At 56.5% G+C, this 22,773-nt stretch carries 18 protein-coding genes and 4 pseudogenes; 16 read left to right on the top strand and 6 right to left on the bottom strand.

What is annotated here, in order from left to right; all coding sequences use genetic code 11:
* Positions 1-98 precede the first annotated feature (98 nt).
* The 3 genes and pseudogenes from ACM6I6_RS04900 to ACM6I6_RS04890 all read left to right on the top strand — a co-directional run.
* The gene (locus ACM6I6_RS04900) at positions 99-1,082 is read left to right on the top strand and encodes a nitronate monooxygenase family protein (protein ID WP_323609326.1); all 984 of its coding nucleotides are present in this window, start codon (positions 99-101) and stop codon (positions 1,080-1,082) included.
* A 195-nt stretch (positions 1,083-1,277) separates the two neighbouring features.
* Positions 1,278-1,496 (top strand): hypothetical protein, encoded by a 219-nt coding sequence (locus ACM6I6_RS04895; protein ID WP_414919513.1) that lies wholly within the window; start codon positions 1,278-1,280, stop codon positions 1,494-1,496.
* 567 nt (positions 1,497-2,063) lie between these two features.
* A pseudogene (locus ACM6I6_RS04890) lies at positions 2,064-2,411 on the top strand (serine hydrolase); the annotation flags it as partial.
* A 59-nt stretch (positions 2,412-2,470) separates the two neighbouring features.
* On the opposite strand, the gene ACM6I6_RS04885 reads toward ACM6I6_RS04890, so the two are convergent.
* Complete coding sequence (locus tag ACM6I6_RS04885) at positions 2,471-3,244, bottom strand: IclR family transcriptional regulator domain-containing protein (protein ID WP_274076755.1); 774 nt, start codon at positions 3,242-3,244, stop codon at positions 2,471-2,473.
* Between the two features lie 145 nt (positions 3,245-3,389).
* Here ACM6I6_RS04885 and ACM6I6_RS04880 point away from each other — a divergent pair, with 145 nt between their 5' ends.
* The 6 genes from ACM6I6_RS04880 (at position 3,390) to ACM6I6_RS04855 (ending at position 9,573) form a co-directional block, all read left to right on the top strand.
* Positions 3,390-4,208 (top strand): shikimate dehydrogenase family protein, encoded by an 819-nt coding sequence (locus ACM6I6_RS04880; protein ID WP_414919512.1) that lies wholly within the window; start codon positions 3,390-3,392, stop codon positions 4,206-4,208.
* Positions 4,209-4,240: 32 nt separating this feature from the next.
* On the top strand, positions 4,241-6,016 hold the full coding sequence (locus ACM6I6_RS04875; protein ID WP_414919511.1) for an FAD-dependent oxidoreductase: 1,776 nt from the start codon (positions 4,241-4,243) through the stop codon (positions 6,014-6,016).
* Entirely contained in the window at positions 5,985-6,305 is a 321-nt protein-coding gene (locus ACM6I6_RS04870; RefSeq protein WP_414919510.1) for an NIPSNAP family protein, read from the top strand. Before ACM6I6_RS04875 ends, ACM6I6_RS04870 begins: the two co-directional genes overlap by 32 nt.
* Positions 6,306-6,377: 72 nt before the next feature.
* On the top strand, positions 6,378-8,114 hold the full coding sequence (locus tag ACM6I6_RS04865) for an FAD-dependent oxidoreductase (protein WP_414919509.1): 1,737 nt from the start codon (positions 6,378-6,380) through the stop codon (positions 8,112-8,114).
* Between the two features lie 292 nt (positions 8,115-8,406).
* Positions 8,407-9,213 (top strand): lytic transglycosylase domain-containing protein, encoded by an 807-nt coding sequence (locus tag ACM6I6_RS04860; RefSeq protein WP_274076750.1) that lies wholly within the window; start codon positions 8,407-8,409, stop codon positions 9,211-9,213.
* Positions 9,214-9,324: 111 nt separating this feature from the next.
* Complete coding sequence (locus tag ACM6I6_RS04855) at positions 9,325-9,573, top strand: hypothetical protein (RefSeq protein WP_414919508.1); 249 nt, start codon at positions 9,325-9,327, stop codon at positions 9,571-9,573.
* A gap of 146 nt (positions 9,574-9,719) precedes the next feature.
* Here ACM6I6_RS04855 and ACM6I6_RS04850 read toward each other — a convergent pair.
* Positions 9,720-10,425, bottom strand: a pseudogene (locus ACM6I6_RS04850) (class I SAM-dependent methyltransferase).
* Positions 10,426-10,941: 516 nt separating this feature from the next.
* Between ACM6I6_RS04850 and ycaC the strand changes: the two are divergent.
* The 3 genes and pseudogenes from ycaC (at position 10,942) to ACM6I6_RS04835 (ending at position 15,641) form a co-directional block, all read left to right on the top strand.
* Positions 10,942-11,574 (top strand): isochorismate family cysteine hydrolase YcaC, encoded by a 633-nt coding sequence (gene ycaC / locus ACM6I6_RS04845; RefSeq protein ID WP_414919507.1) that lies wholly within the window; start codon positions 10,942-10,944, stop codon positions 11,572-11,574.
* Between the two features lie 205 nt (positions 11,575-11,779).
* Positions 11,780-11,988, top strand: a pseudogene (locus tag ACM6I6_RS04840) (hypothetical protein).
* A gap of 1,076 nt (positions 11,989-13,064) precedes the next feature.
* Positions 13,065-15,641, top strand: a complete 2,577-nt coding sequence (locus ACM6I6_RS04835; protein ID WP_323608298.1) for an EAL domain-containing protein — start codon at positions 13,065-13,067, stop codon at positions 15,639-15,641.
* Positions 15,642-15,731: 90 nt separating this feature from the next.
* Here the strand turns inward: ACM6I6_RS04835 and ACM6I6_RS04830 are convergent.
* Positions 15,732-16,738: pseudogene (locus ACM6I6_RS04830) on the bottom strand (glutathione-independent formaldehyde dehydrogenase); the annotation flags it as partial.
* A gap of 100 nt (positions 16,739-16,838) precedes the next feature.
* Here ACM6I6_RS04830 and tnpA point away from each other — a divergent pair.
* From tnpA to tnpC, 3 genes are all read left to right on the top strand, one after another.
* Positions 16,839-17,171, top strand: coding sequence for an IS66-like element accessory protein TnpA (tnpA, locus tag ACM6I6_RS04825; RefSeq protein ID WP_323608296.1), 333 nt, complete (start codon positions 16,839-16,841; stop codon positions 17,169-17,171).
* On the top strand, positions 17,168-17,503 hold the full coding sequence (gene tnpB / locus ACM6I6_RS04820; protein ID WP_323608295.1) for an IS66 family insertion sequence element accessory protein TnpB: 336 nt from the start codon (positions 17,168-17,170) through the stop codon (positions 17,501-17,503). Before tnpA ends, tnpB begins: the two co-directional genes overlap by 4 nt.
* Before the next feature lie 61 nt (positions 17,504-17,564).
* Positions 17,565-19,154 carry an IS66 family transposase gene (gene tnpC, locus ACM6I6_RS04815; protein WP_414919506.1) on the top strand — a complete coding sequence of 530 codons (1,590 nt, stop codon included), beginning with the start codon at positions 17,565-17,567 and terminating at the stop codon, positions 19,152-19,154.
* A 657-nt stretch (positions 19,155-19,811) separates the two neighbouring features.
* On the opposite strand, the gene ACM6I6_RS04810 is transcribed toward tnpC, so the two are convergent.
* Entirely contained in the window at positions 19,812-20,102 is a 291-nt protein-coding gene (locus ACM6I6_RS04810; RefSeq protein ID WP_323608293.1) for a hypothetical protein, read from the bottom strand.
* A gap of 304 nt (positions 20,103-20,406) precedes the next feature.
* On the opposite strand from ACM6I6_RS04810, the gene ACM6I6_RS04805 reads away from it, so the two are divergent.
* Positions 20,407-21,150 (top strand): flagellar brake protein, encoded by a 744-nt coding sequence (locus ACM6I6_RS04805; RefSeq protein WP_323608292.1) that lies wholly within the window; start codon positions 20,407-20,409, stop codon positions 21,148-21,150.
* Positions 21,151-21,981: 831 nt separating this feature from the next.
* On the opposite strand, the gene ACM6I6_RS04800 is transcribed toward ACM6I6_RS04805, so the two are convergent.
* Positions 21,982-22,164 (bottom strand): DUF2934 domain-containing protein, encoded by a 183-nt coding sequence (locus ACM6I6_RS04800; RefSeq protein ID WP_323608291.1) that lies wholly within the window; start codon positions 22,162-22,164, stop codon positions 21,982-21,984.
* A 66-nt stretch (positions 22,165-22,230) separates the two neighbouring features.
* Positions 22,231-22,650: a hypothetical protein gene (locus tag ACM6I6_RS04795; protein ID WP_323629021.1), complete on the bottom strand. Its 420-nt coding sequence runs from the start codon at positions 22,648-22,650 to the stop codon at positions 22,231-22,233.
* Positions 22,651-22,773: the final 123 nt, after the last annotated feature.

The raw sequence follows: 22,773 nt of genomic DNA, 5'->3' as shown, positions 1-22,773 counted from the left end.
AGGAGCAGAAATGCTTCGATGTAGTGGGCGGTCACCCTCCTCTATCGAACATTTCTGTTCCTACTTTTTTTCTATACCGGGCATTCCTTTCTCATTGGATGACCATCATGAAAACCCGTATTACCGAACTGCTGGGCATCCAGTATCCGATCATTGAAGGCGGCATGCAGTGGGTCGGGCGCGCGCAACTGGCCGCCGCCGTATCGAACGCCGGCGCCCTGGGCATGGTGACGGCGCGCACACAGCCCACACCGGACGACCTGCGCCGTGAAATCGATCGCACCCGTGAACTGACCTGCAAACCCTTCGGCGTGAACCTCACGCTGTCACTGACCGCCAATGACGTGAACTATGACGGCTGGATCGACGCGATCATCCAGGGCGATGTGCGTATCGTCGAAACGGCCGGCAACAACCCCCAGCCGGTCATTGCCCGGTTGAAGGCGCACGGCATCAAGGTCATTCACAAGTGCACGTCGGTACGCCATGCCCTGTCGGCGGAGCGTTACGGCGCCGATGTCATTTCGATTGACGGCTTCGAAGCCGGTGGGCATTGTGGTGAGGACGATGTCCCTGCCCTGATCATGATCCCGGCGTTGGGCAAGGTCCTGAAGATTCCCTTTATCGCCTCCGGTGGCATCGCCAACGGGCGCAGCATGGCCGCCGCACTGGCCTTGGGTGCCGACGGCGTGAACATGGGCACGCGCTTCATGCTGACCCGGGAATCCGCCATCCACGACGATATCAAGGCGGCCTTGCTGGCAGCGACGGAGCGCGATACCACCTTGATCAAGAGAACCCTCAGGCGAACCGCGCGGTTCTTTACCAATGGCGTCTCGCAAGCAATTGTCGCCCTTGAGCAGCGCCCGGGTGGCGCCACCTATGACGACTTGAAGCACCTGTTGTCGGGCGAACGCGGCCTTGCAGGCCTGGAGTCGGGTGACATCACGGCAGGTCTCGTCTGTGCCAGCCAGGTCATCGGCCTGGTCGACGACATCCCGACCTGCGCAGAACTGGTGACACGCATGGTCGCTGAATGTCGCGAAGGGCTGGAGCAGGCCCTGAATCGATTCGACCGATGATAGTGCCGAGTCATGCGGTGCACACAAAAAACTGTGGGAGCGAGCCTGCTCGCGATGGACGTTAACGATAATACGAGCTGCCTGGATGATCGCGCTGCCTGGACGTTCTTCGCGAGCAGGCTCGCTCCCACAAGTCCGTGGGCAATCGTGCTTTCAATCTGATCCAGCACCCGGTTCGCCGTGATTTCCGCCAGCATGATGCTGTTGGAAATGCCAACGCATACAGGCTACAAGGTCGCAGATATGACGCAGGGCTTGAGGAAAAAGGGGACGGAGGAAAAAGGGGACGGATTTGTTTTTAGCAAGGTCATCGGCTTGGTCGACGACATCCCGACCTGCGCCGAACTGGTGACACGCATGGTCGCTGAATGTCGCGAAGGGCTGGAGCAGGCACTGAATCGATTCGACCGATGATAGTGCCGAGTCATGCGGTGCACACAAAAAACTGTGTGCGAGCCTGCTCCTGTAGGAGCAAGCTTGCTCGCGATGGTCGTCAACGATAACGCGGGCTGTCTGGGTGATCGCGCTGCCTGGACGCTCTTCGCGAGCAGGCTCGCTCCCACAAGTCCGTGGGCAATCGTGCTTTCAATCTGATCCAGCACCCGGTTCGCCGTGATTTCCGCCAGGGAAAAAGGGGACGGATTTGTATTTAGCGAGGTCATCGGCCTGGTCGACGACATCCCGACCTGCGCCGAACTGGTGACACGCATGGTCGCTGAATGTCGCGAAGGGCTGGAGCAGGCCCTGAATCGATTCGACCGATAACCGTGCCGAGTCATGCGGTGCACACAAAAAACTGTGGGAGCGAGCCTGCTCGCGATGGACGTTAACGATAATACGGGCTGTCTGGATGATCGCGTTGCCTGGACGTTCTTCGCGAGCAGGCTCGCTCCCACAAGTCCGTGGGCAATCGTGCTTTCAATCTGATCCAGCACCCGGTTCGCCGTGATTTCCGCCAGCATGATGCTGTTGGAAATGCCAACGCATACAGGCTACAAGGTCGCAGATATGACGCAGGGCTTGGGATGGGAGTTTTACCCCTATCCAATTGAGCTCGACCGCTTGCTCGCGGGCAACTCGTACCCAATGATCCTTGAAACCCATGAAATTACCCGGCTCAACCCCCCGCTGCCACCGCAGGCTAACGTGCTCATTAACAAGCCAGGCATGACGGACGGTTTCGGCGCTTACATGGCCTTTGTTCCAGCCAAGGGCATGGGTATCGTGACGCTGGCGAACAAGAACTATCCCCTCCCTGCGAAGGTGAAAGCCGCCCATGAAGTATTGACGGCCCTGGATACCCGGATTGGATCGAGTGCGCGTCAGTGAGCGCTAGAAACTCTACGCACCTTAGCGAGGTGGCCTGGATGAGAGTTCGTCTCCTCGGCCTACAGCGTCATGATCGGCCGCAGCAGCGCCTGACCTTCATACAATGCCGACAGATACCGTTCGCGCATCTGCTCGACGGTCATTCGCGACGCATGGGTAGTGAGCGTCAAGGCGGCCTGCAACTGCCCTTCCCGATCAATCAACGGCACGCTCAGCACCCGCATGCCCACCTCATATTCCTGATCCACCAGCACGTAGCCCCGCTGCGCCGCCAAGGTGATTTCGGCGCGGATCCGGGTTTCGTCGGTGAGGGTGTAAGGCGTAATCGCTTGTGGCGGGTTGCGTTCGAAATAGCCGTCGAGCGCCTGCCCTGACAGGCTCGCCAGCCAGAGCCGGCCACTGCCGGTGCAATACATCGGCACCCGTGAGCCAGGCCGAATCGACATCGAGGTGATGTGGCTGTAGCGGCTGCGCACAACGTGCACGATGTCATCCCCGTCGCGAATGCCCACCGACACATGTTCCTGGGTGGTTCGCGCCACCTGTTCGACGATCGGCCGCAGCATGCGCGGCAACACGGCCGAATCGACATAGGCCTGGCCGATGCGCAGGGTCTTGGCGGTCAGCCAGTAGAAGCGCCCATCGGTCTGCGCGAAATCGTCATGCACCAGCGTCAGCAAAAAACGCCGGGCGGCGCTCTGGGTCATGTCGGCCATGCGCGCCACCTCGGGCACACTCAGGCGCGGATGCTCCTGGGAAAACAATTGCAACAGCGCCAGCCCCTTTTGCAGGCCGACGATCAAATCCCGTTGATGGATGGTGGGTTGCTTCATCGATTCGGCTCTTAATCAGGCAAACAATGCGATTATCGCACTGATGATGCGATTATCAACTTAAACACCTTGTACCTTGATTGTTCACCTCCCTCCTCGCTTGCACTATCGGCCCCACAACACAGCCAAGAAGCGGGAGCATCAAATGATCCAGGGTTCGACTGAACTGGTCGCCATCGTCGGCTCACCGGTGACACAGGTGAAATCGCCGGAAAACTTCAACCGCTGGTTTGGCGAGCACCAGCAAAACGTTGCCATGCTGGCCATCGACCTAGCGCCGACCGCCCTGCAGAACTTCATCGAAACCTTGCGTGGTTGGCAAAACCTGCGCGGTTGCGTGGTCACCGTCCCCTACAAACAGCTGCTGGCCGGCCGCCTGGACAGTGTCAGTGAGCGCTCGGCGGCGCTCGGCTCGGTCAACGTGATTCGACGCGAGACCGACGGCCGGCTGGTGGGCGATATCGTCGACGGCGAAGGTTTTCTCGGTGCTGCGCGCCAGCAGGGTTTCAATCCGCAGGACAAGCAGGCGTTGGTGATCGGCACCGGCGGAGTCGGCAGTGCGATTGCTTACTCACTGTGTCAGGCCGGGATCAGTCATCTGGTCATCAGCGACTTGAGCGCAGAGCGCGTCGAGATGCTCGGCGAACTGTTGCGCGATGCTTTCCCCGAGATCGTGATCAGCGCCAACCCTGCCTCGCTCGAGCACTTCGATCTGGTGGTGAACGCCTCGCCGGTCGGCATGGGCGCCACCAGCGATGAAGGCCCGCTGCCGTTGCCGCACAACCTGATGCAAACCTTGCAAACGTCGACGCTGGTGGCCGATGTCGTGACTTCGCCGGCCGTGACGCCGTTTCTCGCCTTCGCCCAAAGGCGTGGTTGCCCGATCCAGACCGGCCCGGAAATGGCCTTGGCGCAACTGGGCAACCTCGGCCACTTCATGGGCGTCACACCGCTGCAGATCTGATCTGCGGCCGTGTCCTCGACAGGCGATAGACAATGAACATGACTACCCACTTCCCTGCCGGTGCCGACCTGGCCTACGACGTGATCGTCCTGGGCAGCGGTGCCGCCGGTTTCGCGGCGGCAGTGACCGCCTCTTGCCGCGGCCTCAAAGTCCTGCTGGTGGAAAAGACCGAAGCCTTTGGCGGCACCTCGGCGATCTCCGGTGGCGCGATCTGGCTGCACGATACCGATCAGGCCCGGGCCGCCGGGCATCACCTGAGCGCCGAACAGATGCGCTGCTATCTCAAGCAAGTGATCGGTGCTGGCTACAACCCTGAGTTGATCGATTCCTTCATCGACAATGGCCGCGAAGCCTTACGTTTCCTGGAGACCCACAGCGAGCTCAAATACAGCCTGCGGCCACTGTCGCCCGACTATTACCCGGATCTGCCCGGCGGCACGCAAACCGGTCGCGCCCTGGAAATCGACGAGTACGACGGGCGCAAGCTGGGTGAGCACTTCAAGGACCTCAAGCGGCCCCCGGACGGCATGCTGCTGTTCGGCGGCATGATGGTCAATCGCGTCGACATCCAGCACTTCCTCAGCTTCAAGCGCTCGCCGCGATCGCTCTGGCACTGCCTGAAACTGATGGGCCGATATGCCCTGGATCGCCTCAACCATCCACGGGGCACACGTCTGACCGTGGGCAATGCCTTGATCGCACGGCTGGCAACCACCGCCTTCGCCAATGGCGTCGACTTGTGGTTGCAGGCGACCCCCGAAGCGCTGCTTGTCGAACAGGGCACCGCAAAGGGTGTGCAGATCACCTGGCGCGGGCAAACCCGCAAGGTATTTGCCAAGGGCGGCGTGATATTGGCCATGGGCGGATTTGCGGCCGGTGCCCAAGCCGCCCAACAGCGGCCAGTGACTGACTCGGAACACTGGAGCATGTCGCCAACGGCCAACGTGGGTGACGGACAACGACTGGCCGCTTCGGTCAACGCGGCCATTGGCGACAACCTTGCGGCGAATTTCTTCTGGGCACCGGTGTCGGTGCTGCGCAAGGCCGACGGCAGCCAAGAGCGCTTTCCGCACCTGGTGACCGATCGGGCCAAACCCGGCGTGATCGCAGTCAACCGCGCCGGTCGACGCTTCGTCAATGAGTCGGACTCCTACCACTGCTTCGTCGAAGGCATGTTCGCCAACGGCGGCGCCAATGCGCCCTGCTGGCTGATCTGTGACAGCGAAGCCTTGAACCGATACGGCATGGGCCTGGCCCGTCCGCGACCGGTCGATAACAGCGCGTTGATAGACGCCGGTTATCTGCTGCGCGCAGACAACCTCGCCGAACTGGCCCTCATCGCTGGCATCGATGCCACGGCACTGGAGCAGACCCTGGCGCAGTTCAACGCCGATGCAGCCCTTGGCGTCGATCGTCAGTTCGGTAAAGGCAGCAGCGCCTATAACCGCTACATGGGCGACCCGCTTCACAAACCCAACCCGTGCCTGAAACCGCTGCACAAGGCGCCGTATTACGCGATTCGCCTGTTCACCGGTGACCTCGGCTCGGCCCGCGGACTGATCACCAACGGCCAGGCCAACGTGCTCGACCGCAGCGGTGCACCGATCCCCGGCCTGTACGCCGCCGGCAACGAAATGAATTCGATCATGGACGGCACCTACCCCGGTCCCGGCATCACCCTTGGGCCCGGTATCACCTTCGGTTACCTCGCCGCGAGTGATATCGCGGCCCGTCTGGACCGCAGCACAACCCAACAACCCCACACTGGAGAACAGCATGTACTACGAACTGCGCACCTACACGATTAAACCGACCCGCCTGGGTGACTGGCTGGTCCTGTACAAGAACGCAGCATTGGCCGTGCAGCAGGAGCACCTGGGCAACCTGGTCGGTTTCTTCACCACCGAAATCGGTGAGGTCAACCAGGTGGTACACATCTGGGCCTATGCCAGCCTCGACGATCGCATGGCCCGGCGCAACGCCATGGCAGCCGACCCGCGCTGGCAGGACTTTGCCCGACAGAACAAGGAACTCGACGCTGTGGTGACGCTGGAGTCGCGCCTGCTGCGCCCGACCGACTTTTCACCTTTGCAGTAACCGTCGTCCTGCCGGGTCGCTTCCACTGGGGAGCGGCCAGCTCCTGCGATAAAAACAACAATGGAGGTCGCCATGGGCGTCTTGCCGTCGACTGACGTCGACAATCTTGTCTGTGATGTCCTGGTCATCGGTTCCGGCGCCTCGGGCCTGGCCAGTGCCGTCACCTGTGCCGAGCTTGGTCTCGACGTCATCGTGGTGGAAAAAGAACCGGTGCTCGGTGGCACCAGTGCCTGGTCGGGCGGCTGGCTGTGGATCCCCCGCAACCCGTTGGCAGTCGCCGAAGGGACAGTGGAAGAGTTCGAACAAGTGCGGACTTACCTGCGCAATGAACTGCACAGCGAGGTGCTCGACCAACGCATGGAGATGTTCCTTGAACAAGGCCCGAAGATGGTCGATTTTTTCCAGCGCCATACCGAAGTGCAATTTTTCTCCGGCAGCAAGATGCCTGACTTTCATGCCAGCGAAGGTCATGCCAGGGGCGGTCGCTCGCTCTGCGCCCTGCCGTACGATGGTCGTCGGCTGGGTCCCTGGATCAACAAGCTTCGGCGTCCGCTGGACCTCATCAGCCTTGCCGGGATGGGTATTGCCGGTGGCGCTGATCTCAACCACTTTCTCAACGCGAGCCGATCTGCACGCTCAATGCTGTATGCCGGCAAACGCCTGTTGCGCCATGCCCGTGACCTGCTGTGCCACGGCCGCAGCATGCACCTGGTGAACGGCAATGCATTGGTCGCCCGGCTATTGAAAAGCGCACTGGACCGTAACGTTCGACTGCTGACCGATACGCTGGTACAGCAACTGCTGCAGGAGGACCAGCGTGTGGTCGGTGCACGTATCGAGCGCAGCGCACGCCCGTTCGACATCCGCGCACGACGTGGTGTGGTGATGGCCTGCGGCGGATTTCCGCACGACCGACAGCGGATTGCCCGGCAGTTCGCCCATGCCCCGGATGGCACCGGACACCTGAGCGCTGCCCCCAAGGGCAATACCGGCGACGGTTTGCGCCTGGGTGAAAGCGTCGGCGCTCGCGTGGCATCCGACTTGCCCCATGCCGCTGCCTGGGCACCAGTCTCTCGCGTGCCGCGCGAGGACGGGGGTTTCAGTGGCTTTCCCCATTTGATGGAGCGGGCGAAACCGGGCTTTCTCGCGGTGCGTCAGGATGGTCGACGCTTCGTAAACGAGGCAGACTCCTACCATGACTATATGTGTGCACTGTTCGATGCCTGCGGACCGGAAGATCCCCCGGTGTCCTGGCTGATCTGCGACCACCGTGCCCAGAGGCGCTATGGCCTGGGCTGGTCGAAACCCTTTCCATTCCCGACAGCGTCCCATGTTCGCATGGGCTACTTGATCAAGGACCCGACCCTGGCGGGACTGGCACGCCAATGCGGGATTGATGCGCAGCAACTGGAAGCCACGGTCAACTCGTTCAACCAGTTTGCCGAGAAAGGCTGCGATCTGCAGTTTCAGCGCGGTGAGTCGCTGTACAACCAGAACCAGGGGGAAATCCTCCATGGTCCCAACCCCTCCCTTGGCAGCCTGCGCCAGGGACCGTTCTATGCGGTGAAGCTGGTGCCAGGCAGCCTCGGCACCTTCGCCGGGCTGCACACGGATGCCTGTGCCCGGGTATTGGATAAAAATGACGCGCCGATTCCAGGGTTATTCGCCGTGGGCAATGACATGAACAGCATCATGAACGGTTTTTACCCCAGCGGTGGCATCACCCTCGGGCCGGGCATGACGTTTGGTTACATCGCAGGCAGGACACTTGCAGGGCTGTCAGATCGGGAAGACAGAGACGAAGGCTAAAAGAACTGATCCACCGTCTTGCAGAGAGTCAAATTGGGTCGGTTGCGACGGGCAGTCATCGGCTGTGGATCAACCGGTCGATGCAACACAACTGAACTCTGTGTAAGCAGAAGGAGACATTCGTTTGCGGCGGAATACCCCCAAGCCCGTACGTCAACGCAAGTTCCAAGGCCGGTCACAAGGGGTATAACTATCAGGACAACAGGCGGGTCACTCAGAACAGGTCCTCAAAACGCAGCGCCCGGGTCAGGCGCTCCGGACCTGATCGGCCCCTGCGGCGCGGAGCGATGTGATGAGTTCCAGAGCATGGCGATGGGCTCGCAAGAGCCTTCTTGGCTGCATCGAGCTGGCCTTGCTGGTCGCGCCACTGTGCGCCAGCGCCATGTTCAAGTGCCAAGCCAGGGACGGCGCCATCAGCTACACCACCCAAGCCATCGCCAGCGCCCGCTGCACTCGCCTGGATGACATGGCGGGCGTCGACGCGAAGGCAAAGGCCCTGCCACGGCTTGTGCGGGACGACAGCCCAGGCGCGGTGCGGATTCGGGTGTTCACCTTCGTTCACAAGGGTGTTCGTCAGTATGTTAGCAGGCGCCCCGTCGGGATCTCCGCACGGGTCGATGTCCTTGAGCTCTATTACATCAAGGGCTGCTATCTGTGCATGGCGCCGAAGGATTTCAAGGTCGCCTCACTGCGCCTCGACACTCATTCCTATCGGCGGGAGATCGAAGCCGCTTCGGGTCATTATGGTGTCGACAGGGCGCTGGTCCGCGCCGTGATACATGCCGAATCGGCGTTTCGCCCCAACGCCATTTCCGAAGCCGGCGCCCAGGGGCTGATGCAGTTGATGCCCGCCACCGCCGAGCGCTTCGCCGTGGACGATCCGTTCGACGCTCGACAGAACATTCGTGGCGGCGTGCGCTACCTGGCCTGGCTGCTCAAGCGCTTCAACGGCAATCAGAAGCTCGCGTTGGCCGGTTACAACGCTGGCGAAGCGTCCGTGGTCGAGTACAACGGGGTGCCTCCCTACGCCGAGACGCAATCCTACGTCAACCTCGTGCAGTCCTTGACCGAACGCTATCGCAACGATCGCTTTCCCTGAGACCTCTCTCAACCCATCAAAAAGTTTGAACCGCTATTGAACGCGCTCGCCTAATGATCAGCTTGTGGAAAATCCCATAGGCAACGTGCCAATACCGGCATACTCCGAGAGGTGGTGAACGTGGCTAAGGACGAGAAAAAAAGCAAATCTGAGTCTTCGAAAGCCAGTAAGGATTTGAAAGACAAAAAGTCATCGACGACAAAGAAATCAACGGCGGCGTCGGCTCTTTCAAAAGCTGCCGGAAAGAAAGACAAGAAAAAAGATATCGAACCGAAAAAAACTGCCAAAAAAGCTGATAGCAAGCCAGAAAAGGCCAAGAAATCAGATAAGGCAGAAAAGTCGGCGAAAAAGAAAAAGTGACATCTGCTATCTGCCAGGGCTTTACGCCCTGGCTTCCTCACGCTGTGTTGCCATGGATGTCGCCACCGGCAGCAATGGGTCGATTGGATTTCTTCGGGATAGACAGCAATCGGCCAGGAGCAGTCTTCCGTTTTAAGTCTTCCGTTTTAAATGGTCTTACGCGTTAGCCAGGCCCCCCAGAACAGACTACTGAAGAAACGAGTAGCATCTCCAAATCCAGAGTCATGCATTAATTGTTGAACCGCAGCCTCGGAATGTGGCGGGTCAGCTCCCTGAAGAATTTTTCCTAACTTGGCCTTCACTTCATCGGGGCTGGCGCCACCGCTGCCCCCAGGCGGCAAGCAATAACGGTTGGCTGGCATAAGCATATTGATTGCCCGCGACAATCAGCGGCGCACCCGGCTTTAGATGAGCCCGAATGGATCGTAAAATTTGTCGCTTCGCAACATCCCCATCGAGATGATGAAGCACACCGATCAAGGTGGCTGCGTCGTATGACTCGTCCGCTGCCAGGTTTTCAACATGCCCAAGATGCAAACTTGTTCTTTCGAGCAAATTGTTTGCCTCCAGCTGCTGCGCCGCAGCCTCCAGCATCGGCTCGGATGGATCAACGGCAGTGAAGCGCCATGTCGGCTCCAGCGTTGCCATCGCAATAATCTCCTGAGCCGTACCGCCAGCGCCAACGACCAGTATTTTCGAGGAGCGAACATTGCCGAGGCTTGCCGCCAGCATGCACGCAGCAAGATCCTGGCAGGCGTCATACCCAGCTAATGCGATACGGCTCTGCCGCCCGTACTCATTGGCCCGTGAAGTATCAAATTTTCCAGCTGCGTTTAGAGGGGATGATTTCAAGGCGGTTCTCCATGTCCTTGAAAAATAAACTACGCCACATACTGAAATAATAAAAATTCATTAATTTTATTAAGTGTATTCCTGCAAGGAATATTGAACACACCTTCGCGACAGACAGTTATGGGTTGATATCTACCGGTTGGCGACTTAATGGCAGCGTGCTGAAAGTAGTTCGCCATCTATCACTAGACTTTCACATTAATCGGCATACGGTGGATACAGCTCCTTTTGTGATTCCCAGCCCGCCCTCCCCATCGCGGGCTTTTTTTTCGCCCGCAAAAAAGTGCTGACCGCTAGGCATCACGGTTGGGACGTTACGGATAAAAGCCTAGCCGGGCTCGGCGGCCCGAATTGGCGACTAGAGCAAACCGAAACGCCTCCTAGCCAAAACGTTTTGAATTGTCTCATCTCAATTGACAGTCAAACGCATTTCACCTGCTTTTTCCCCACCCTCCAGATCCTTAATCTGAGCCCATGTTGAACGACAACATTCACTCACTTCAAAAGGACTTCATCATGAGCAACGCTACCTACAACCGCTTGAACAAAGACGACGCAGTAGTGCTGCTGGTCGACCACCAGACCGGCCTGATTTCTCTGGTTCAGGATTTTTCACCCAACGAGTTCAAGAACAACGTACTGGCCCTGGCAGACGTCGCCAGGTTTTTCGAACTGCCGACCATTCTCACCACCAGTTTTGAACAAGGCCCGAATGGCCCATTGGTGCCAGAGTTGAAGGAGATGTTTCCTGACGCGCCTTACATCGCCCGTCCAGGCCAAATCAACGCGTGGGATAACGAAGATTTCGTCAAGGCAATCAAGGCCACCGGTCGCAAGCAATTGATCATCGCCGGTGTGGTCACTGACGTCTGTGTAGCGTTTCCGACCTTGTCGGCACTGGCAGAGGGTTTTGACGTGTTCGTAGTAATCGACTCTTCCGGTACGTTCAACACTACGGTGCAACAGGCAGCCTGGAACCGTATGACACAGGCGGGTGCGCAAATGATGAACTGGTTCTCGGTGGCCTGTGAGCTACAGCGCGACTGGCGCAACGACATCGAAGGCCTGGGTAATCTCTTGTCCCAGCGCATTCCGAACTATCGCAACTTGATGAACAGCTACTCGGCATTGACGGCACGCCAATCGTAAGTCTGGTTTGCAACCCAAGGCCCGCTTTTGCGGGCTTTAGGCATGGTCTAGACGTGGTATTTCTCACTCATCACTCATCACTCTTTTCGAATGGGGCTGTCGCGCCTTCGTAATCAAATCACAATCACTTCGTCAGCCAGGGCTCACCGATGGAGGAGCCGAGCCCGGACTTTACTCCGCTGACCGCTTCCACGGAGGAATCACAATGTCGAACGCAGACCTGCTCCCTTCCCTACTCTTCAAGATCAACCAAAATCAATTGGCACTCGAAGCCGCGATCATGGAGCTGACGCTCTGGGTCGAGCAGCGGATCAGGCGGAGGTCGCCGGCAACGTACGCGGAGCGCTGGCAACGATCACCAAGAACGAAGAGTTCATAAGCATGACGTTAGCGGTGCTCATGACGCCTGAGTGAATAGGCCTCGAGTTTGTAGGCTAGCCGGGCCCATTGGCCCGAAGGATCGAACTCCCTGTTGACGCCACTTCATACCGCAGCTTAGCTATCGGCAGGCGATGACTCGACCCCAGAATGATTTGAACACAACCTCTCCTCTCACTGCCCGCGGTCTGCCAGGTGCTGACGGACGTCGTGCTTGGCAAACGCTCATGATGCGAAGATCCATCCCATCCTGGAGTGAGATCTAACACAGCCTCATGTCCGTTGAGATTGATGGATGGCGGCTCACACTATTCAATGACTGTGACACCCTGGACTACTGCGAGTACTGCAGGTCGCCTGATGGTAGAGTCGGGACATTTGAACTCTGGCAGCGCGACGGAGCCGATTCTGTCGAACTACTGAATGCCTGGGAGCGTAACAGCTCGAGCGGTTGCTCGCCGCGCTCTGATCGCTTCCAACCGGTATTTCGTCTTCACGCGCCCAAGGAAAGCATTGCGCACACTCAGTGCAATCTGAGGTCAAACTGATATGGTCTTTTTTTGTGAATCTGAGCCTTTTTAGGCTTTCATCTTTCTTATAAAGTATGCGCCCCCCGCATTCATAGAACATTGATCGGCCGCCCATTGTCTTTAGGTCTATGAAGACTAATGACCTTGGCAGTGTTCAGGCACCCCGTGTAAAGTTTTCTCTATGAACCTTCACAGCAAAACATTCCTCGAGTCTCGATTTGACGTTTTGCTTTCACCACGAACAACCATCTTCAAACGCGACACACAGTCCACCAATGCCGTCTACCGAAACCCTGCGCACTGACGCCGAGGGCAAACGCTTGCTGAGCACCGCAACGCCCCGTTTGTCTATGGCCCTACGATTTCACGCTAGACATATTACTTCGGGAAAATACAGGGCCCACACCCGCGATAGGTCTCAATCCTTCACCCGGATTGGCAAGCGCAATATCATGCCTTCAACATGAACGATCTGTCCTTACGATGGCTCCAAGAGCTACTACGCTCTGGTCACTGAAAAATTTATCCCGCGGTCGATAAAAGTGACCGAGACCAAATCTCAGATTTATCACTTGGAGTGTTATGTCGAAACCTGACGCTTTTATCACTGCCCGCGAAGCCCCGTTGAATTCAAGCGTTGCGCTCACCAGAGCCTCATTATTCAAGTTTGCTGGGTTACTGGGCACAGTGTTCATCCTCGCTACGGGCATGCTGGTTTTCGTGGCGAAAAATCTAGATGGCACCGAAGAAACCAGGAGCGCTTTTTACGCCGAAAAAGCTGTTCAGACGCTTGAAAAAAATCTTCGATCCACCATCAAGGATTACGCCTTTTGGGGCGATGCATATAAACATCTGCACAAAACCGTGGATGCGGACTGGGCGTTTACCCGACAGAACCTTGGCCCGACGCTTTATTCCGATTTTGGTTTCCCAGGTCTGTTCGTGATAAACGCAGCAGACCGGAGTGTCTACTCGGTCGTAAATGGTGAGCTGACGACCATTGAAGCTGCGGACTGGTTGGGACAACCTTTAGGGCCAGTGCTCGACCAAGCTCGTCGGGGCGCAGATAGTGAAACAGCGGTAACTACCTTCCTCAATGTTCGCGGCGTTCCTACTCTCGTTGCAGCAGCGGCGATAACCCCGGGAGCGGATCCCACTGTCCAATCTGAAAATGGGCCATCGTCGGTACTGCTTTTCGTGGAAACACTGGACAACGTCACGCTGCAGGGAATGGGAAGTGATTATGGAATCGAAAGATTGCACGTCGCTACACCTGACGAGATTCACAAGAAATCCATCCTGCTGCTAGGCGACAACGGATCGGCCGGTGGATTGCATTGGGAACCGGCAAAGCCCGGCATCCGATTGTTGGGATTTATACTTCCATTGATTGCCACAGCTGCTCTTCTGCTAGGCCTCATGATATGGGCCATTCTTCGACGTACGACAGCTGCCGCCAAAGCACTCGATTGCAGCTATGAGCATTTGCAATCAAGCCAGGTAGCCCTCGCTGAGAGTGAAGCCCGTTTTCGAGATATCGCGGAAGCAAGCTCCGATTGGATCTGGGAAATAAATCAAGACTGGCGCTTCACCTACCTCTCTGAAAGATTTGAAAGTATTACAGGGCTATCTCGAGAGGCCTGGATCGGTGCAAAAATTGATGACCTGCTTCACATGGAATTCGGCGCCGTATCACAGTGGCTAAGCATCCCTCATCGCCGTCACAACATCAGCGTTCAATGTTCTTACGTCGATACGAAAGGCACTGCGCGCATTACCCGATTATCGGCACGAGGACTCGTCGATCATGGATTTCGTGGTACGGCAAGCGATATAACAGATGAGGTGGAAGCGCGTCGGCGTATTGAATATCTTTCGCAGCATGATGCGCTGACAGGGCTCCCAAACAGGACGAGGTTACAGGAGTTTCTAGACGGCAAACTTAAAGCTGCGCCTACCCCCGAGCATCCCCTAGTGATGCTTATTTTAGACCTTGATCGATTTAAACCGGTAAACGACCTTCTCGGGCATGCGGCTGGTGATGAGGTGCTCAATGAAGTGTCCCGCCGGCTAGGTGAGTGTGTGCGCAGCGGAGATCTCGTGGCGCGGATTGGCGGCGATGAGTTCGTGTTAATTCTTAACGATGTGAGCTCAGCTGAGGAAGTAGAAACGGCATGCCGGCGTTTGATTGATTCGATTGAAAAACCAGTCAAGATCGAGGATCAAGAGGTTTTTGTCAGTGCCAGCATCGGAATTTCGATGGCACCTAACGATTCAACGCAAGCAGCAGAATTACTCCGCTATGCGGATATCGCCTTGTACGAAGCGAAATCCGCAGGTCGAAATACCTGGCGATTCTATGCCAACGAAATGAACACCAAGATTATCGAACGCCGCCAGCTCGAAAACGATCTTCGCCATGGGATTAAACACGGTGAGCTGCGTCTCCATTTCCAGCCTCGCTATCGCATTGCAGACGGCAAAATGGTCGGAGCTGAAGCACTTGTACGCTGGCAGCATCCTAAACGAGGCCTTGTATCCCCTGATACTTTTATTCCTATTGCAGAAGAGACGGGGCTCATCCTTCCGCTGAGTAACTGGGTACTCACAACCGCTTGCGGCCATGCGGCCCGCTGGCCAAAAAAACTATTTGTTTCAGTCAATCTTTCCCCGACCGAGTTTCAACGCGGTAATTTGGTTGAGCGGATAGAGAAAGCAATCACAACGACGGGGCTAGAAGCACAACGTCTGGAATTGGAAGTGACCGAGAGTGTCATGCTTGAAGACGCATTGGGTGCTCTAGAGGTTATGCGAGCGCTGAAGCGGGTAGGTGTACGTCTTGCAATGGACGACTTCGGTACTGGTTATTCTTCGCTCAGTTATCTGCGCTCGTTCCCGTTTGACGGACTTAAAATAGACCGCAGTTTTGTCAACCGTCTGGGGGAAAGCGAGGAGGATAGATCGATCATTCAAGCCATCGTAGGTTTGGGTCGCGCTTTATCTTTGACCGTAACGGCCGAGGGTATTGAAACCGGGCTACACCTAGATTTGCTCAAAGAGGCCTGCTGCGAAGAGGGCCAAGGATACTTCCTGAGTCGACCGTTAAATAGTGATGATTTTGAGTCTTTGCTGATGGCTGGACAGGAGCTGAGTAAGTAGCCTTACACGTTAGTTCGCATCATTTGTCTCCTGGTCACGCAGCTGGTGAATGGGCCTGATCTTTTGACCAGGCGCATCCACTCATCCGGCTCAAGCCGCAGGTTTGAGTACAACTTTTGTCCACCCATTGTCACGCGCATCGAAATGCTTATAGGCGTCAGGCCCCTCGGCGAGTTTCAGTCGATGGGAGATGATCTGCGCGGGGTTGGCCCGACCATGGTGAATGAGTTCGGCCAGCCGGCGGTTGTAGGCTTTGACGTTGGCTTGTCCTGTTCGAATCTGCTGCCCCTTGAACCAGAAGGCGCCGAAGTCGAAGGCCATCTTGCCCTGCTTCGCGAGCGGATCTTTAGCTCCAGGGTCTTCGGGTACAAATACACCGACGACACCTATCCCGCCGGTTGCCTTGGTTGAAGCCACAAGATTATTCATGGTTAGGTAGTTCGCTTCATGACCATGCCGGTCACAGCATTGATAAACCCACGCATTCACACCCGCGATCCGTGCCCTTGCCATGGGTCAGATTAAGAATCTGATCCACCGCCTCCTTCTCCAGGGAATTGATCGGTGTGGCGCCAAGTTGCGATGCAAGCTTCAAACGGTCGGGATGATTGTCCACCACGAAGACCTGCGACGCGCCCTTGATCATGGCAGAATGAGCTGCCATTAAGCCGACCGGGCCAGCGCCGTAAATTGCAATACTTTCACCGGGCAGCAACCCGGCCAATTGTGGCGTGCCAGCCGGTCGGAAAGATGTCAGAGAGCATGACGTAGTCGTCTTCACGCTCCTGCGCGTCCTCGGGTAGCACCAGGCAGTTGAAATCTGCATATGGCACACGCAGCAGTTCAGCTTGCCCACCTTGATAGGGGCCCATGTCGGCAAAACCATACGCGGCACCTGCAGTACCCGGGTTCGCAGTCAGGCAAAAACCCGTCAGGCCCTTCTCGCAGTTTTCGCAGAAGCCGCAACCGATGTTGAACGGCAGGCAAACGCGGTCGCCTACCTTGACCCGATCAACGCCGGCTCCCACCTCGATAACCTCACCGAGGTTCTCATGCCCAAATACACGGCCTGTCTCCATTGAGGTGCGGCCTTCGTATGCGTCCGGCCAAGTCATCTACCCAGCCCCGCAAAGCCAAGACATGGTGTGCACTTAAATTTAAGTGGGCACCAGTTCTAGCCTTTTAAGCGGGTATTTCATGCAGCCAACACGCCGTTCCTATTCCAAGTCCTTCAAGGCCCAGGTCATTCAAGAGTGTGCCCAGCCCGGCGCTTCGATTGCCAGCATCGCTCTCAGCCATAGCCTCAATGCAAACCTCGTCCACAAATGGATTCGCCTGCAAACGCAGAACAGCACGGCGCTGCAACCTGCATTTATTCCACTCCCCATGCCGCTGGCCGGAGCAAATGCGCAAGCTGCATCGCCCAATATTTGTGTTGAAATCCAGTACCCGCGTGGCACCGTCAAAGTTAATTGGCCAACTGAAAATGCTGCCGCTTGCTCGACCTTTCTTCGAGACCTTCTGCGATGATTCGCATCGACTCCATCTGGCTCGCCACAGAGCCGATGGATATGCGCGCAGGCACCGAAACGGCGCTAGCCAGGGTGATTGCGGTGTTCGGTGCGGCGCAGCCGCACTGTGCTTATCTGTTCGCCAATCGCCGCGCCAATCGCATGAAAGCGCTGGTGCATGACGGCTTCGGAATATGGCTGGCGGCGCGCCGGTTGAACCAAGGCAAGTTCCACTGGCCTGGCGTTCGCCATGGCTCAGAAATGGAACTGGATACCGAGCAACTTCAGGCATTGGTGCTCGGGCTGCCATGGCAACGCGCAAGTTCTGGAGGCTCGATCACACTGCTTTAGCGGCAGCCATTAGTCCATCGACTTATCGCCGCAAATTGCCTGCTCTGGCTAAATCAGCCCCATGACTTCGCTCCCCAATCTCGACCACCTGTCCCCTGAACAACTGCGCGCCTTGGCGGCGCAGTTGATGCAGCACGTCGAGAGCCTCGACAACCAGGTTGACACGCTGGGCAAGACGGTCGAAACGATGGGTAAAACCGTTGAGACTATGGGCAAGAAGATCAACCGCGACCAAACGTTGATCGAAAAGCTGACTCATGAAATCGCACAACTCAAGCGCTTGAAATTTGCCAAACGCAGCGAGCAGATGAATCCTGAACAGGCCAGTTTGCTCGATGATCTGATCGATACCGATATCGCGGCGATTGAAGCAGAGCTTCAAGCCTTGCAAACAGTGCTGGCTCCGACCGAGCAAAAGCAAAAGCCCAAACGCACTGCTTTGCCGGCAGAGTTTCCACGCACACTGATCCATCACGAACCGGACAATACTTACTGCCCATGCGGCTGCGCCCTCAAGCGCATCGGCGAGGACGTCAGCGAGAAACTGGACTACACGCCCGGCGTGTTTACCGTCGAACGCCATGTGCGTGGCAAATGGGTCTGCGATGACTGCGAAACGCTGATCCAAGCACCCGTTCCGGCGCAGGTTATTGATAAGGGCATTCCGACTGCGGGCCTACTTGCCCACGTCATGATCGCCAAGTTTGCCGACCACCTGCCTCTTTACCGTCAGGAATCGATCTTCGGTCGAGCGGGCCTGGCGATTCCACGCTCAACCTTGGCTCAATGGGTTGGCATAACGGGCGTGCAGTTGCAGCCTCTGGTCGATGCGTTGCGCGACGTGGTACTCGGGCAGCAGGTTATTCATGCCGATGAAACACCTGTGCAAATGCTGATGCCCGGAACAAAGAAAACTCACCGCTCCTATGTCTGGGCCTACGCCACCAGCCAGTTCTGCGAAACAGCAGCTGTTGTTTATGACTTCAGCCCGAGCCGCGCCGGTGAGCATGCTCGCAACTTCCTGCAAGACTGGAGGGGCAAGCTGGTCTGCGACGATTTTGGCGGCTACAAGGCCAGCTTTGAACTCGGCGTGACCGAGATTGGGTGCATGGCCCATGCACGGCGCAAGTTCTTCGAACTGCACGCTACGAATAAAAGCACGCTCGCCGAGCAAGCCCTGCGCTATATCCAGTTGCTGTACGAAATCGAAAGAGAAGTCCGCGACCTGGAGCCGGATTTACGGCGCCGAATACGGCAAGAAAAAGCCGCGCCGATAATGGAGATGCTGCATGCCTGGATGATCGCCCAGCGCGATCTTGTGCCCGAAGGCTCAGCCATTAGCAAAGCACTTGATTACAGCCTGAAGCGCTGGGCAGCGCTGTCGCGCTACCTTGATGACGGGGCTGTACCCATAGACAACAATTGGGCCGAGAACCAGATCCGACCATGGGCTCTTGGACGTAAGAACTGGCTCTTCGCAGGCTCGCTACGCAGCGGAAAACGGGCGGCTGCGATCATGAGTCTGATCCAGTCGGCGCGACTTAATGGACATGACCCGTACGCCTATTTGAAGGATGTTCTCACGCGCCTGCCGACGCAGCGGGCGAGTGAAATCGGACAGTTACTGCCACATAAGTGGATGCCAACTTGATCTGCGCGATGTGAGCCATGCGTAGACTGACTGCTTATGGTCAGTCTCGACGTTTAACTCTTTGGGAACACCCTATAGCCGCGAAGACGCAGCCTGGTATCCAAAAGCCAGGATTGCCGGTGCCTAAGCCTACGGCAAGTAGCGAGATGCCTACTGCGAGCATGATGCGTTCTCCATAACCGAAAAATCCATTCACAACTGATCTGAACTTAGCATAGGCCCATCGCAATAGCGGAAAAGAAATCGTCATTTTTGCAGGAACCATGGGATTCATCAGATCGCTAAGATGAGTAAAAAACGTAGATATCTCCATGCAAGGTGAGATGCCCGCACGGTTACCGGCCTTCGTACATATGCAGGTCTGAACCACAGATGTTAGTCGTGGTAATCCGAACCAGGACGTCTGTGGGTTTTTCAATTTTGGCATCGGTGACATTTATCACAGGACTCCAAGACGATCCCTGTGGGTCGTCTACAGCCGTTCGCGATGGGTAGAACACGGCCAGAAGCAGCCATCATCCAAGGCATCTGCTGGTTCGCCATCTATCGCAAAATTTTTCAACAGCTGGAGCACGACGTCGGCCACGTTGTGTATCGAGCAGGCTGATCACGTACTTAATATGGCGACCACACCCCTACCAAGCGCCAGATATAGGTCTAGGCAACATGCCTTTCAGTAGGTTTGAGACCAAGCGCGAGTCGCCTTGCACATCCCACACCCCACGCTAAAGCCCGAGTCATTGATTCACCTGGCCTGGAATCAAGCGCCTCTTCGTGCAAAGCCATGCCGCTCGCTGCATACACTCCAATGAACATCTGCGTGTTTCCCGTAGGCGACAGCCTCACTTGGACATCAATGAAGGTTCCGTCGTCTAACGTTTCGTCGTGTGTTCGATGGTGAAGCGCCGGATCAGCCCATTGCCAAAAAACATCCCCGCGAATTCGCATGCCCCGCCCTCCTACGACTTTAGTCTCATATGTCGGAAAAATAACCATAGCGCAGAGAGGCGCGGAGGCCACGGATTGCTTCACGATTGACTACTAAATCGGATAACTGGCCCCAATTCCTATACATGGTCAGGAATCCTGTCCAAATGAGCCTCCCAGCTTCTTACATCAACGCGTACTCGCACGACTGGAGAAACTTTATACCGTTCATCGTTCGTGCAGATGAGCCGCCGTTCTGCGTCTATCGTGCAAGGCAGTAGTGGCAAAATGCCTTGATTGCGTATCTTTGCACGAGAGATTGCCAATGTCCGAGAACGTCGATGTTTTACAGCCCCACCAGGTATTGAGCACCCCTTTGGAAATCGCGTCGACGCTACAGTTATTAGTGCAGACACGTGCACCTCTGACCTTGACCTTTCCCCAACAAGGGAAAAGTTTCAGGACATATCTGGTTCAGGTTGACAGCGATCGCGACACGCTCGTGCTAGATGAAATAATTTCTCATGAGGCTGCAGTTTTCCTGGAAGACGGGGCGCCTTATCGCATCGAAAGCTCGCACGGCGGCGTGCTGATCGCGTGGGAGTGCAGCAGCTATGTACGCTCATGCACGAAGGGCGGCCTGCATTGCTACCAAATGAGTATGCCCAACGTAGTGATGTATTTTCAGCGCCGCAACGCCTTCCGAGCGACGCTCAGATCGGCACAACGGATCGATATTTTGCTGGACGGCGACAAGCTCCGGCGCAGCGGCGCTCTGCGCGGGCGACTACTCGAAATTTCCGCCACAGGTTGCAGGGTAAGCTTCGGCGGTAATCTTGAAGATCAGCTTCGAATCGGATGTATCTACGAACGAATGTCTGCCAGCGCTCCGCTGGACGTGAATCTAACGATGCTTGAGATACGCCACCTTCGCTATGAAGCGCGTATCGACAGAACCTTCGCAGGTGTGCGCTTCCATAACCTCAGCGGCCTGATGCAACGCAAAGTTCAGAGTTTCGTGAACCAGCTTCAACGTGAAGCGCGGCGAGCGGAAAAGGATGAGGACTGACGGGATACCGGCAGCGCGATTGTTCTGACAATTGCTTACCGTAATGCAAGTCCTGAATTTGCCAGGCCAGTGCGGCAGCACCAGCCGCTCTTGCAACCATCAGCCTACGTACATTGGATGGATGTTGCAGGAAATCCGGCACCACCGGCTACATGCTTACCCGCCTATCAGTCCGGCTAGCCGCCCCGACCCTCAGAGCGGTAATTTCCTCCCGAGGTCTCGACGACCGTGCCAGTCACTTACCCGCGTCGGCATATGTTGCATCAATGGGTTTCGACCAGCCGCATTGACAACCCATAGGCATCTCTCGGTTAGGCCGTCACCTCGGACTAATCATCTGCAAGGCTCGATCGGGCCGCCAATTGGTGTATGGAACCCGATCTCTGCAAATATGCCTAACGAGTAAATACAAGTAAGCGGGTAATCTCATGCATATGTCAGAGGCGTACCAAGTCACGGAAGCTCTATCTACCAATGATGCGAATCTTAAAATTCACGAGGGGTGGACGCTCCTCAGCGTCGTGGTGACTACTCACCCCAATGGGCAGCTTCATCCGTGCTACATACTCGGCAAGTCAAAAACTGTGCAGGACGAACCATCATCAGACTGATTTTCGATAGGCAAGGCTATTTTTTGAATCCTTAAACCTCGCCTCAAGCGAGCTTTTTTGCGAATCAAAATCTACTCCTCTCTTCCTGACGACTTTGTTTGGTGAGTGGGACTCATGGCAGTGGCATGGATCGGAATTTATTCCGGCTGAAAACGCGCACGAGCAGCGGAATCGCACGAGGTAAAACGTATCGGCAGCGGAGTGAAGAATTCCGTAGCCATTAGTCATCAACGCGGCTGGCTTCGCCTTTTGCCGGCCACTCACCATCCGTAGCTTGACGTGAAGCTTCTGCCTCAAGCTGTTCTTGCGCAAGTCGCCAATACAGCGCTTCAGATCCTGCCGGACGGCCATCTTTTTCCCACAACTCATAAGCTCTTTCTCGGACTTTCGAATCGTCGATCATTGTCATTCTTCTCTAAGTCGCTACTTGATTCCGGTTCTTAAACTAGCTGATCCCCAAGGTGTGTGCTCATAGCTCATCCTCAGCCTTGGCTAGCAGAGCGTCATCGGCGAGAGGTTCAAGCAGCGCCTCGGCAATCTCGCCAAGCTTGCCCAACGGGTGATCACAACTGCCCAGCAATTCGGCTGTAGCAGTCTTGTCAGCATGTCCTCGCTCAGCGGTGATGATCAGCCAGCCCAGCGCCGAGGTATGTACCTCGCTATCGGCAAGACGGCTGTTCACGTATTCATCCACTGCCAGGGCGAATTCCTCAGCGGTCACGCCTTGCTGAGGATGCATGCGACGCTGGAATGACACGCTGTTGCCGCGCAGAAGTTCTTCAGCTGCGTTGTAGAGCCAATCCGCTCGAGCGTTTTCCTGCGGGCTTTTGCTCACAAAAGGAGGATGATGACGATCATGTTTTAACGGTAAAAAATGTGTTGTGTTCATCATCGTCTCCCGAGCAAGCACGAAGGATATGGCGCATGGCTTTACCGCCAAAGAATCAGACTCCGTTATCCATCTTGACCGCAGTCGTTGCGGCAGAGTCCATCGGCGATGCGCCCATACGTC

It is taken from the genome of Pseudomonas sp. IT-P218, from assembly GCF_949767605.1.
GTDB lineage: Bacteria > Pseudomonadota > Gammaproteobacteria > Pseudomonadales > Pseudomonadaceae > Aquipseudomonas > Aquipseudomonas putida_AE.
This window is presented reverse-complemented; position numbering and strand designations above follow the sequence as displayed.

Coding starts and splice junctions, on each gene's coding strand:
- ACM6I6_RS04880 (WP_414919512.1), top strand. CDS start 3,390: ATGATCCAGGGTTCGACTGAACTGGTCGCCATCGTCGGCTCACCGGTG.
- tnpC (WP_414919506.1), top strand. CDS start 17,565: ATGACTTCGCTCCCCAATCTCGACCACCTGTCCCCTGAACAACTGCGC.
- ycaC (WP_414919507.1), top strand. CDS start 10,942: ATGAGCAACGCTACCTACAACCGCTTGAACAAAGACGACGCAGTAGTG.
- ACM6I6_RS04835 (WP_323608298.1), top strand. CDS start 13,065: ATGTCGAAACCTGACGCTTTTATCACTGCCCGCGAAGCCCCGTTGAAT.
- tnpA (WP_323608296.1), top strand. CDS start 16,839: ATGCAGCCAACACGCCGTTCCTATTCCAAGTCCTTCAAGGCCCAGGTC.
- ACM6I6_RS04870 (WP_414919510.1), top strand. CDS start 5,985: ATGTACTACGAACTGCGCACCTACACGATTAAACCGACCCGCCTGGGT.
- ACM6I6_RS04885 (WP_274076755.1), bottom strand. CDS start 3,244: ATGAAGCAACCCACCATCCATCAACGGGATTTGATCGTCGGCCTGCAA.
- ACM6I6_RS04895 (WP_414919513.1), top strand. CDS start 1,278: ATGATGCTGTTGGAAATGCCAACGCATACAGGCTACAAGGTCGCAGAT.
- ACM6I6_RS04900 (WP_323609326.1), top strand. CDS start 99: ATGACCATCATGAAAACCCGTATTACCGAACTGCTGGGCATCCAGTAT.
- ACM6I6_RS04875 (WP_414919511.1), top strand. CDS start 4,241: ATGAACATGACTACCCACTTCCCTGCCGGTGCCGACCTGGCCTACGAC.
- ACM6I6_RS04865 (WP_414919509.1), top strand. CDS start 6,378: ATGGGCGTCTTGCCGTCGACTGACGTCGACAATCTTGTCTGTGATGTC.
- ACM6I6_RS04795 (WP_323629021.1), bottom strand. CDS start 22,650: ATGAACACAACACATTTTTTACCGTTAAAACATGATCGTCATCATCCT.
- ACM6I6_RS04860 (WP_274076750.1), top strand. CDS start 8,407: ATGAGTTCCAGAGCATGGCGATGGGCTCGCAAGAGCCTTCTTGGCTGC.
- ACM6I6_RS04800 (WP_323608291.1), bottom strand. CDS start 22,164: ATGATCGACGATTCGAAAGTCCGAGAAAGAGCTTATGAGTTGTGGGAA.
- ACM6I6_RS04805 (WP_323608292.1), top strand. CDS start 20,407: ATGTCCGAGAACGTCGATGTTTTACAGCCCCACCAGGTATTGAGCACC.
- ACM6I6_RS04810 (WP_323608293.1), bottom strand. CDS start 20,102: ATGCGAATTCGCGGGGATGTTTTTTGGCAATGGGCTGATCCGGCGCTT.
- tnpB (WP_323608295.1), top strand. CDS start 17,168: ATGATTCGCATCGACTCCATCTGGCTCGCCACAGAGCCGATGGATATG.